This window comes from Amycolatopsis sp. CA-126428 (assembly GCF_002904335.1).
In the GTDB taxonomy this organism is placed as follows: Bacteria; Actinomycetota; Actinomycetes; order Mycobacteriales; family Pseudonocardiaceae; genus Amycolatopsis.
Map to the genome: position 1 here is coordinate 1 of NZ_PPHF01000010.1, position 11,945 is coordinate 11,945.

Annotated in this window: 6 protein-coding genes and 2 pseudogenes; 4 read left to right on the forward strand and 4 right to left on the reverse strand. The window is 66.8% G+C overall.

Annotated elements, in window-relative coordinates:
- Positions 1–1,189: pseudogene (locus tag C2L58_RS01675) on the forward strand (hypothetical protein); the annotation flags it as partial.
- A gap of 492 nt (positions 1,190–1,681) precedes the next feature.
- Here C2L58_RS01675 and C2L58_RS50205 read toward each other — a convergent pair.
- Positions 1,682–2,617: a hypothetical protein gene (locus C2L58_RS50205; protein ID WP_233225507.1), complete on the reverse strand. Its 936-nt coding sequence runs from the start codon at positions 2,615–2,617 to the stop codon at positions 1,682–1,684.
- Positions 2,618–2,719: 102 nt separating this feature from the next.
- Positions 2,720–4,336 (reverse strand): recombinase family protein, encoded by a 1,617-nt coding sequence (locus C2L58_RS01685; protein WP_103335216.1) that lies wholly within the window; start codon positions 4,334–4,336, stop codon positions 2,720–2,722.
- 60 nt (positions 4,337–4,396) lie between these two features.
- On the opposite strand from C2L58_RS01685, the pseudogene C2L58_RS01690 reads away from it, so the two are divergent.
- Both C2L58_RS01690 and C2L58_RS01695 read left to right on the forward strand, forming a co-directional pair.
- Positions 4,397–5,224: pseudogene (locus C2L58_RS01690) on the forward strand (alkaline phosphatase D family protein); the annotation flags it as partial.
- A gap of 330 nt (positions 5,225–5,554) precedes the next feature.
- On the forward strand, positions 5,555–7,036 hold the full coding sequence (locus tag C2L58_RS01695) for a glycoside hydrolase family 28 protein (protein WP_103335217.1): 1,482 nt from the start codon (positions 5,555–5,557) through the stop codon (positions 7,034–7,036).
- Positions 7,037–7,302: 266 nt separating this feature from the next.
- On the opposite strand, the gene C2L58_RS01700 is transcribed toward C2L58_RS01695, so the two are convergent.
- Entirely contained in the window at positions 7,303–8,487 is a 1,185-nt protein-coding gene (locus tag C2L58_RS01700) for a glycoside hydrolase family 88/105 protein (RefSeq protein ID WP_103335219.1), read from the reverse strand.
- 352 nt (positions 8,488–8,839) lie between these two features.
- Between C2L58_RS01700 and C2L58_RS01705 the strand changes: the two genes are divergently transcribed.
- The gene (locus tag C2L58_RS01705; RefSeq protein WP_103335220.1) at positions 8,840–10,612 is read left to right on the forward strand and encodes an alpha-L-fucosidase; all 1,773 of its coding nucleotides are present in this window, start codon (positions 8,840–8,842) and stop codon (positions 10,610–10,612) included.
- A gap of 59 nt (positions 10,613–10,671) precedes the next feature.
- Here C2L58_RS01705 and C2L58_RS01710 read toward each other — a convergent pair whose 3' ends face one another.
- Positions 10,672–11,907, reverse strand: a complete 1,236-nt coding sequence (locus C2L58_RS01710) for an MGH1-like glycoside hydrolase domain-containing protein (protein ID WP_103335222.1) — start codon at positions 11,905–11,907, stop codon at positions 10,672–10,674.
- Between the last annotated feature and the right edge of the window lie 38 nt (positions 11,908–11,945).

The following is an 11,945-nucleotide window of genomic DNA, read 5'->3' on the forward strand; positions in this document are numbered from 1 at the left end:
ACTCGACCCCACCGCCGAACTGTGGGCGTTCGTCATGGGCGAGTCGCCCGACTTCGAACCGTTCCGCCCGCGCTTGTCCCGCTACGGGATGGGGATGGATGACAGCGTGGCCGAAGCGGCAACGCAGGCGTTGGCGGACTTGCTGACGGAAATGGAGCGACGCGGCAAGATCCTCGGGGAGCAGCCGGGCCACCCGCCAAAGGTCTCGCGCAAGCTCGCCGACAAGGCCGGGCTTGGCCTGCACCCGCTGGTGTGCGGGATCGATGAGTGTCACGAGTTGTTCCAGCACCCGAAGTACGGCAAGAAAGCCGCCGAACTGGCAATCAGGCTGATCAAGCGAGGGCGCAAGTACGGGATTGTGCTGCTGCTGGCCACCCAGTCACCGACCAAGGACAGCATCCCTCGGGAAGTCACCCGCAACGTCTCATGTGGAGTGGCGTTCAGCGTGGCCGATCAGGTGGCCAATGACGGTCTACTCGGGTCCGGGAAGTACGCGGCCGGTATCCGCGCGACCGAGCTGCGGATCAACACCGACCGGGGAACGTGTGTCGCGGTCGGGATCACCGATGAGACGTTCGAGTTGGTGCGCACGTTCTACGTCCCGTTCGAGGATGGGGCCGACGACGTCACGCCGGTCATCGCGCGGGCGGTGGCGCTGATTGAGGAGATGGGCCGGGCGGTCGAGTCCAGCGCGCGCCCGCAACTCGACGCGGCACCGGTCGTCGCGGATCACTTGGCCGACGTCGCGACGGTGTTGGGGGGAGAGAAGCGGGTCCGGACTCAGGTGGTCCTGACTCGGTTGGCCCGGCACGATCCCGGCGAGTACGGGGAGTGGACGTTCCGGGACCTGACAGCCGCCCTCGCTCCCTACGGGGTCGCCCCGGTCAAGTCAGACGGGAACAAGGTCATCCGCGCCGACGACGTGGCCGCCGCACTCGCCCGCCGGGACCGCGACGACGACGGCGGGGACGGAGACGGCAGGGATGCGGGCAGGGACCCGGCAGGGACTCAGGGACTTATCCCTAACGCGTCCCTGACCGAAAGTCCCTCGGCTGACCAGCACAAATCCGGCGCAGGGACGTCAGGGACCAACCGCCGGCGGGACCGGAAACTGGGTCGAAACCCGGGTGGCGGGGGTAGCGGCGAAGGTCCCTCCCTGCCGCCCCGCCGACCGGATGAGGGGAGGTGACACGCCCTTTGCCTGACCCCACCACCCACGCACCGCAGACCGCCACTCAGCAGCATCCGAAAGGCAGCGACCATGACGACCACCGCGACGCGAAGGACGGCCGTCCGACCCACGACGGCGGAGCGACCGGAACGAGGACGGCCGACGGCGACCGTGCCGACCGCGAGGACGGCGGAGACCAGTCCGACAGCGACCGACCCCGGCGTACCCGGCAGGGCGCCACCGTAGGACAGCCCGAACGCGCCGGAGACGCCCCGGAGCCGTCAGCCACGAGCAGACCGGCCGACCGGCCCACGGTGGCGCTGACGGCGACCCCGGACGGCGCGCTATGGGTTGCGGTCGACGGCGCGGATATCCAGGAGTTGGCAGCCAGAATCACCGCAGCGTGTGACGCGCTCTATCGGACGCGGTCAGCCCGGTAACGGCGGCACAGGACAGAGACCCCCTCCGCCAGCTGGCGGAGGGGTCTCTGTCGTCGGAGGGCCGGTGCACTCACCGAGTGGCGCACCGCCGGTAGCCGATGATCAAGTGCCCCTGTCCTTGTTGCTGTCGCAAGGTCAGCGCGCCGATTTGCGGACCGGGGTTGGCGTGCGGTGTGTCGTCGGTCAGCCCGCCGAAATCTAAGTGGCACGCGTCGACCGACAGCGTGCCGTCGGGGTTGGACGTTGTGGCCTGCCCGGGGAGGGACAGGTTGTTCACGTAGTCGCCCCGTGCCGTGACCTCATCGGCCATCGCGCGGATCGCCGCCGGGCAGTCCAGCACGTGCCAGGCGTCGGCGAACTGCCGTTGCGCGTCGGGGGCGAACACCGAACACGCCAGCCTGTCATCCGGCTTGAACCGGGCAATGTGCTCGACCAGAAAGTTGACCATGCTCGCCGGGGTGTGGGGCAAGGTGCGGGCAAGCGCCTCATTGTGGGCTTGATCGAGTTCTTGTTGCGTCTGGCGTTGCTGCCGGGCCGCGTCCACCACCAGCATCACCGACCCCGCCGCGATCATCACCACCCCGAGCGCCAGCGCCCCCGCTGTCCGCCAGCGCCGCACCCGTAGCCGCAACATCACCAGCGCGACCACTGTGGTACCCGTGAGCGCGATGCCCGCCAGCAACACCCACCACCACGGGTCCACATAGGTCAGCAGCCACAACCCGACCACAACCAGCGGCGCTGTCACCCGCCACAACGGCGGTACGTGACGCGCCACCAGTAACACGGCCGCCAGGCCGCCGACACCGCCGAACAACCACGGCCATATCTCCCAACCGGACAGCCACCACGCCACCAGTGCGAGTGCGGCCGCCCCGATCAGCGCGGGAACCCGTGCGGCCCTTTCAATGGCCGCGCGTCGCCGATTTCGGTCCTGATCCCGGACTAATTTCCGCTCCCCGGCGGCAGCCATACGGTCTAAAAACGATCCTCCACCCATGGTCACCAGGATGCGCCTTAAGTGGCGACGACGCCAACCCTTGGTCAAAAAACAGCGGTGGGGTATCGGGCCATCACAGGCCCGATACCCCACCGCATGTGCGTCGTCTTAGCCGTGCTCCGGTTTAGAGTTGTCCGTCGCTGTCCAGTCGAGTAGATCAGTGATTTCCAGTGATTCCCCACCACTGGGGACGTGCTCGGTCAGTTCCGGCATGGCTTCCTTCCATCCGTCCGGTAGTCGCCATCCGGCTTTCCATGTACCGTCCGGTCGCTTCTGTACCGTGAAGGTAAAACCGAGTTCTAGCCATCGCGTGCGGCGCTCCTCCGGGGTCATTCGCGCTAGCTCTTGCCGCCACGTCCGATCGGTCGGGACCCATTGCACGCCCCCGGGGTCGACCGGGAGCGCCCGAAGCGCATCCAGTTCGGCAAGAATCTTGTCTCCGTCATCTTTTGCCCGCTGCCGTTCGTCTGTCGACTTCGCGCGCGCGACATTCGACATGACCTTGCCGTACTCGCGTTCCAGCTTGGCTATCTCGTTCGCATGGTTGGTCGGCGGCAACACCACGCGTTCCCGAACAGGAACCGATGCAAAGATCTTGTAGAAGGCTTGCTCGGCTAGTGGCTCGATTTGTTCCGCGCGCATCGCCGGGCCGTGTTTACGTGTAGGGCACCGCCAGTAGTTGTACTCGTACACGACCGGCTGCCCGTCTTTGCCTGTTCGGTCGTGATGAGCGATCCGATGCCAGAGCGGCTCAAGGCATTCCGCGCACACCAGGACGCCCGAGAAGTCATAGGGCTGATTACTGCCGCGCACCTTTCGAATCGACTTTTCATCCAGGCGGGCGGTGATCTCCGCTTGCTCCGCAGGTTCGAAGATTCCGAACTCGACAAGGGTCGGGTGTGTCAGCAGGCGGCGGAGTACGGAGGGGTTCCATTCGTGGCCTTTGTATTCGATCGTTGCGGGGTCTTCGCCGCGTCGTTCTGCGGCTAATTGCATCTGCCGGTCGCGGGGAGCTAGAATCTTCTTCTCTTTCAGCCATGCACACATGTCGGAAAGGCCCTTCCCGGCGCGTGCCAGCTTCGACAGTGAATGAAGAATTTTCACCGCGTAGGGGTCGAGTCCGAGAATCCATCCGCCGCCGGGCAGCTCGACCGGCATGGTGCCGTAATGGTGTCCCTCGCCGCCCCAGCGGCCCTCTTCTTTAAGCTTTGCCTTCGCTGAAACGAAGCGCTCTTTCATTCGCTCGCGTTCCATGCGTGCGAAGGCGGCAATCAAGGTAATCAGGAATTCCGACATAGAGTTGCTGGAATCGATGCCCTCGGCAATGCAGATTAGGCGCTTTCCTCGTGCCCTCAGCCATTCCAGCAAGGTCAGGGCGTCCATGACGTTGCGGACCAGGCGATCCAGCTTGGAAACAACGAGTGTCTTCCACGGCTTCGGTGGTGCATCGGACAACCATGCCTTAAGGCCGGTCCGCTTGTAGGGCTCCAAATCGCCGGACACGTGCAAGTCCTCGACGGTGTCGACGATCGGAATTCCGTAGGCATTCGTCCAACGATGAGTGGCGTCCGTCTGTACCTCCTTGGACGTGCTTTCGTCGGTGAAGAACGACTGCCGGACGTAGCACAGGGCCGCATCGCCCTCGGGGGTGAACGGGACGACCTCTGGCCGCCTGCTGGCCTGGAGCTTGTACCGGCGCTTCTTCCGGGGTGCAGGTGCGCTCATCTTCGGTATCCTCGCTGGTAGACGCCTTGTTCGAGTGTAGTTAGTTGACACGCTTGGTGCGACCACGAGGTCATGAACAACTGGAACGGCACCACCTCGCCCGCCCCGGCCGCGCGCAAGGCCGCCGGGTTCCAGGCCTTCTACGAGAACACCCCGATCCGGTCGACGGCCAAGCCCAACGGCGCGTCGATCCAGCTCTACCGGCAGCTGATGTGGGGCAACCTGGCCCGCTTCCACATGCTCGACACGCGCCAGTACCGCAGTGCCCAGGTGCCCGACCCCGCCGGCGACGCCGGTCCGGCCTGCGCCGACATGCGCAGCACCTCGCGCAGCATCCTCGGCGCCACCGAGGAGGCGTGGCTGCTCAAGCAGTTCGAGTCGCACCCCGCCACCTGGGACTTCCTCGGCCAGCAGGTCTTCTTCGCCACCCGGGACGCCGACGGCGACAAGGCCACCTGCGAGAGCAACGACTCCTGGCAGGGCTACGAGGCCTCCCGCAACCGGATCCAGCAGGGCTGGGTCGACCGCAAGGTCGCCAACCCGGTCGTGCTCACCGGCGACGTCCACCGGCACTGGGCCGCCGACCTGCGGCTCGACTACTTCGACCACAGTGCCCCGCTCATCGGCTCGGAGCTGGTCACGACGTCGGTGACGAGCAACAGTGACACGGCCGCGGCACCAAGCGCCGCCTGGTACGCGAACAACCCGCACGTGAAGTACTGCAAGGGCGAGCGCGGCTACGTCCGCGTCACGACCACGCCGTCGCAGATGCGGGCGGACTTCATGACCACCTCCGACACGAGCGTCTACGACCCGGCGTCGGTGGTGATCAAGAACGACGTCAGCTACGTGGTGCAAGCGGGGAAAGCCGGCCTGCAAAAGGCCTGAAGCCACGCTGCGTGACCCGCGGCGGCCGAACGGGTGGTCACGCCGTCCTCGTCCGGAGCAGCGCCCGCCCCAGGTAGCTACCGGGCATGCCGGATTCATGGTCCGGACCATGAAAAACGCATGGAGTCCGCGGGCCGGACGAAGGTAGACTGCCAAAATCCTGAAAGGACACCTGGTGTCCTGCCGCACCGAACACCGGGGGACCCGCGTCCGACTGGGGGTGGCGCGGGTCCCCCTTCCTGCGATCTTGACAGTCCGTTCGCGACGCTCGTAATCTGAGTGCTCCGCCGTCATGCCGAATTCTTCGATTTCATGACAAGGCGGTTCCACGTGAAGAAACTCTTGCTGATCACGTTCGCGGTGGCGGGGCTGGTGGTGGCCGGCGCCGGCGTTTCCGCCGCCGCGCCCGGCGGCGTTTACGACGTCAAGGACTACGGCGCCAAGGGAAACGGGTCGGCCAACGATTCCGCCGCCATCGACAAGGCGATCACCGCGGCCGGCGCGGCGGGCGGCGGCACCGTCCGGTTCACCTCCGGCACGTACAAGTCGGCGAACACCGTCCACCTCAAGAGCAACGTGACGATCCAGCTCGACGCGGGCGCGACGATCACCGGGTCCGGCGCGGACACCTACGACAAGCCCGAATCGAACCAGTGGGACGAGTACCAGGACTACGGGCACAGCCACTTCCACAACGCGATGTTCTACGGCGACAAGCTGACGAACATCGGCTTCACCGGCGCGGGCACCATCGACGGCGGCGGCAACCTCATCACCGGCAACCCGAAGTCCGGCGAGGCCGACAAGATCCTGTCCCTCACCCGGTGTGACGGGCTGACACTGTCCGGCGTCAAGCTGCGCCGCGGCGGGCACTTCGCGGCGCTGATCAACGGCTGCACGAACGTCGTGTCCGACCACCTGACCATCGACACGGCGAGCGACCGCGACGGCTGGAACATCATCAGCACGACGAACGTCACGATCACGAACGCGAACATCGCGGCGAACGACGACGCACTGGTGTTCAAGAGCGACTACGCGCTCGGCGCGAAACTGCCGAACGGGAACGTCACGGTGAACAACGCGAAACTTTCGGCGCAGTGCTGCAACGCGCTGATGTTCGGGTCCGAGACGTGCGGTGACTTCACCGGCTACCAGTTCTCGGACATCACGATCACCAGCGCGCACAAGTCCGGCATCGGCATCGTCTCCATGGACGGCGCCAAGATTTCCGACGTGCACTACCGCAACATCACGATGTCGGGCACGTATTCGCCGATCATGATGAAGATCGGCACGCGCAAGCGCTGCGGCAACAACCCCGGCGTCGGGTCGATCAGCGGCATCACGCTCGACAACGTCACCGGCACGCACACCGGCACGAACTTCAGCCCGACGATCTGGGGCGCGGACAGCAGCCACCGCGTCTCCGACGTCACCTTCACCGGCGTGAAGCTGTCGGTGCCCGGCGGCAACGGCACGATGGGCACGGGCGTGCCGAGCAACAACGCGACGGACTACAACCCGAAGAGCATCGGCACCCGCCCGTCGTACGGCTGGTACCTGCACTACGCGGCCGGCATCCGGTTCGTGAACAGCTCGGTGGAGTTCGCCAAGGACGACGGCCGCCCGGCGAGCATCGTCAACAACAGCTCGGACATCACGTTCGACCACTTCACCGCGGAGAAGGGCTCGAAGAGCCCGTTCGACATCGGCTTCCAGTCGGTGACGGGCTACTGCGTCAAGGACTCGGCGACCACGTCGGGCGCCACCCTCCGCATCAACACCACAAGCTCCACCTCAACCTGCTGACCCACCCCACCGAGGCCCCTTCCCACCCACACGGGAAGGGGCCTCTGGCGTGATCGAAGCGCCGACACGCGTGATTAGAGGGTCGACACGCGTGATTGGCGGGTCGACACGGCGGAGCTGGTGACCCGAGCCGTGTCGACCCCTCAATCACGCGTGTCGACCCCTTGGTCACGCGAGTTGACTGCTGAATCACGCGTGTCGTCCGTTTCGGCACATACGAAAGGGCCCCGGCGTGAGCCGGGGCCCCTTCTGCGGCGTCGCGGTGGTCAGTGCGAGTACTGCTCGTTCATGATGAGGAACGCGCCGAGGCCGTGGAAGTCGTTGGTCTTGCGGGCCCGGGCGTAGTAGTAGGACAGGTCGCCGACGTTGGTGCCTTCGCAGATGTCGGTGATGTTCGTCAGGCCGTCCGACCCGAGGGACACCTTCTTCAGCACTCCGGCGTACCCGCGGTCCGCCACCGCCTGGTAGGACGCCGGCAGGTAGCCGCGCTGGACGCCGCGGGCCATCGTGAACGTGTACATCGACGACGCCGACGTCTCCAGCCAGTTCTTCGAGTCGCCGCCGCGGTCGACCACCTGGTACCAGCGGCCGGTGGAGGCGTCCTGGTAGCGCTGGTAACCCGCCGCCAGGAACTTGACGACGTCGATCAGCGCGGCCCGCCGCGGGTGGTTCGCCGGGAGCACCTCGAGGATGTCGATGGTGGCCATGCCGAACCAGCCGATCGCGCGCGCCCAGTGGTACTTCGAGTGGTGCCCGGACCCGGACGCCCACGACTCGGAGCCGTCCTCGTCGTAGGCGTGGTACAGCAGGCCCTTCGCCGGTTCGCGCAGGTGGCTGAAGTACACGACGATGTTCTTCGCCGATTCTTCGAAGCAGTAGTCGCCGTCGCCGAACGCCGCGCCGTACAGCGCGAGGAACGGCTGGGCCATGTAGACGCCGTCGCCCCACAGCTGGCCGACCTTGCTGGTGGCGTGGAACATGCCGCCGTCGGACGTCCGGGGGTAGGACGGGAACCGCTTGCGCAGCTGGTCGGCCGCCGTCTTGTACTTCTTGCGGCCCGTTTCCGCGTACAGCAGCGGCAGCATCTGGCACGAGCGCATCGAGTCCAGGTTGTTGAAGCTGTTGGAGATGCCGCTGTCGGTGATGAACCGGTCGTACCACGCGATGATGTAGTCGAGGTACTTCTTCTCGCCGGTGCGCTTGTAGAAGAGGTACTGGCCGTAGAGGTACAGGCCCAGCGTGTAACCCCAGCCGCCGATCTTGTCCGGCGTGTAGCGCTTCATCGTCGAATCGATCACCGCGCGCGACCAGTCCGTCGGGGCTGCGCCGCCGATCGGGGGAAGCCGGTCCGCGGCCCGCGCGAGGGGGCCCGCCGCGGCGAGCGCGCCCAGGGCGCCGAGCGTGCCGGTCAGGACCGCGCGCCGGGTCGGGCGAAGGGGATGTTCGGACATCGTCGTCCCTTTCGTGCACTGGCCCCGCGACGCGGTTGAAGGGTGGCCGGGATGCCGATCCGCCGTCCGTCGGCATCCCGACCAGCTCTGGGGGGCGCGGCGTGCTGCCCGTGTCGCCGGAGCGATGGTCTTGGAAGCGAAAGCGCTTCCGGGGGAAACATCTACTCGCCTCCGGGAGGGCGAGTCAAGAGAGATCGGATCTCTTGCGTCATATATCAGATATTTAACCCGAACGGCGGAAGTGTGGATGTACCGGCCAGCGAAACTTCGCGGAAAGGTCGGATCTAAGGCTTGACCAGGCGTTCCCGCCAGGAGTACACCACCGGATGGACCAGACCAATGGAGGTCTTTCATGGCACACAGGTTCCTCCGCCGGGTGCTCGTCGCGTGCGCGGCGATGCTGGCGGTGTCCGGGCTCATCGCCGCGCCCGCTTCGGCGGACCTGCAGAAGCCCTCGCAGCAGTGGCTGCGCGACAGTCAGGCCGGGTTGTTCCTGCACTGGGGCATGCGCACGTCACCCGGCTACACCAGTTGCAGCGCCTGGGAAAAGGCGATCACCGACGGCGGGTGGGATCCCGCCTACTGGGTCACCGAAGCCCAGAAGCTGCACGCGTCGTACCTCGTGCTCGCCTCGTTCCACAGCCGGCTCGGCTACTCGCGGGCCTGGCCGTCGAAGATCCCCGGCAGCTGCTCCACCAAGCGGGACTTCCTCGGCGAGCTGGTCGCCGCGGCGAAGGCCCGGGGCCTCAAGGTCATCCTCTACATGACCAACGACGCCCAGTGGCACGACGAAGGCGGCCACGAGTGGCTCGACTCCGCCGGCTACTCGAAGTACAAGGGCAAGGACATCGATCTCGACAGCCAGAGCGGCTTCGGCCAGTTCAGCTACGACAACTTCTTCGAGGTCATGAAGAACTACCCCGATCTCGGCGGGTTCTGGATCGACAACGACAACGCCTACTGGGAGTCGCACGACCTGTACCAGCAGATCTACCAGCAGCGCCCGGACTACCTGATCAGCAACAACAACGAAGACACGCCGATCATGGACACGATCAGCAACGAGCAGAAGACCGGCATGTCGCCGTCGTACGACTACCCGCAGGCGACTTACACGGCGATGCCGCGGCTCACCGAGGCGTGCTTCAAGCTCCCCGACACGGGCTCGTGGTGGTACGGCGGATCCAACTCGGCCGTCAACAAGATGCTCAACGTCGGCCGGTACATCACGAACTCGGGCTCGTCGATCAAGTCCCTGATGGCCGAGACGGCGATGGTGAACGGGAAGTTCCCCTCGAACCAGGAGGCGTTCAACAACTTCGCGAAAACCTACCTGGACGCGATCTGGGAGTCCCTCGGCGGCACCGAAGGCGCCGGGTACATGTACGGCGGCATGCAGCCGGGCTTCTGGAACGACGGCGCCCACGGCGTCATCACCATCAAGGGCGACACGCAGTACGTGCACGTCCTGACCAAGCCGTCGACGTCGACGCTGAAGATCCGCGACAACGGCTACCGCGTCCGCGGTGTCACGAACCTGCGCACCGGCGCGGCGATCTCCTTCAGCCAGGGCGGCGGCAGCCTCACCCTCAGCGGCCTGTCCGGCTGGGACACCTACGACACGGTGTTCAAGGTCGAGACGGCGGGCCGCACCGGAACCTACGACCCGAAGACCGTGACGCTCAAGGCGAGCGCGTCGGCGAGTGGCCACAGTGGACCGGCGGCGAGCGACGGCAGCTACCTGACCTACTTCGACAACAACAAGACGCTGCCGGTCAACCTCGACTACGACCTCGGGACGGCGAAGAAGGTGCAGTACCTCGGGCTCAACCAGCGGGAGGACTCCGTCAGCTACGCCCGCTCGGACAGCGAGCAGTCGGCGCGGATCAAGGCGTACAAGGTGTTCGTGTCGAGTGACGGCAAGGACTGGGGCAGCGCGGTGAAGTCCGGGACGCTGCCGAGCCACCGCGGTGTCCAGTTCGTCGACGTCTCCGCGGTGACGGCCCGGTACGTGCGGCTCCAGGTGACGAGCACGTACGCGGCGTCGAGCGACAGCTCGCGCTACAAGCGGCTGCGGATCGACGAAACCTGGGTGGGCTCGGACTACGCGACCGCGGCGGGCTGAGCGGGCCCTGAGTGCCGGACCGCCCAGCCGCCCCCGAACGCGGCTGGGCGGCCCGTTCCTCAGTTCCGCTCGGCCAGCAAGTCCACGGTCAGCGCCGCGGTCCAGCTGAAGGAGCGGGTGCCGTGTCCGGCTGCGGTCAGCGGGTCGACGTACTCGGCGAAGCCGGTCGCGCACGCGGTCTCGAGGAGGTCCTCGCGCAGGCGGGCGGCGAGCACGTGCTCACCGTGGCAGAGCAGGCCCTGGCGGACCAGCCAGCCGACGTTGAACCACGACGGCCCGCGCCAGTACCGGCCCGGGTCGAAGCCCGGCGCGGTCAGGTCGAAGCTCGGGACGCCGTGCACCCGGCCGAGCCGGAAGCGCGGGCCGGTCGCGGTGGCCAGCACGGCGGGGGCGACCGCCAGGTCCGGCAGCAGCAGCGGCAGCAGGCCCGCGCACGTGTACTCGGGGGCCGGCACGCCAGTGCGGACGTCCCTGGCGAAGAACCAGCCGGACACGCTGTCCCACAGCGTGTCCTGCAACGCCTTCGTGACGCGGGCCGCGGCCTCGCGGTGGGCGGCCGCGGCCGCGGGCAGCCGGAGGATCTCGGCGATCTCGGCCAGCGCCAGCTCGGCGTCGGCCAGCAGCGCGTTGAAGCCCGGGTCCTCCACGACGAAGTTGCCGAAGTCGCGGTAGCCGCTGTCTCGGTAGTCGGTGGCGAGCCGGACGTACCGGCCGTAGTCCTCGTCGCTCGGCCGGTCGGCGGCTTCGCCGTGCTCCAGGTCGCGGCGGACGAACCCCGTCGACGGCGTGACGTGCGAGAGCGGGCCGTCCCACGCCGGGCTGTTGTCCATGCCCGACTCCCACGGGTGCACGATCGCCGCGAGGCCGCGGCCGCCCGCGTCGCGCCCGGTCCGCAGATACTCGTGCCAGGCCCGCAGCTTCGGGTACAGAGTCGCGAGGAACACCGGGTCGGGGTCGGCTTCGTGCACCGCCAGCACCGCCCGGGCGTGGATCGGCGGCTGGACCAGCCCCGACGTCCGCCCGGCCTGCCAGAAGGCCGGGCCCGGGAAGTACGCCTCGGGCGGGGTGTCAGGATTGAACAGGATGTGGGGGACGCGGCCGTCGCGCCACTGCGCGGAGAACAGCGTCAGCAGCTCGCGCCGGGCCCGCGAAGGCGAGAGGTGGCGCAGCCCGAACGCGATGAAGGCGGAGTCCCAGCTCCACTGGTGCGGGTAGAGCCCGCGTGAGGGCACGGTCGACGAGCCGAGCCAGTTGCCCGCGAGGACCTCGGCAGCACGCCCCCATGTTACGTTCATGTGTCCAACATATCTCCTACTTATGTCTTGTCAATGGA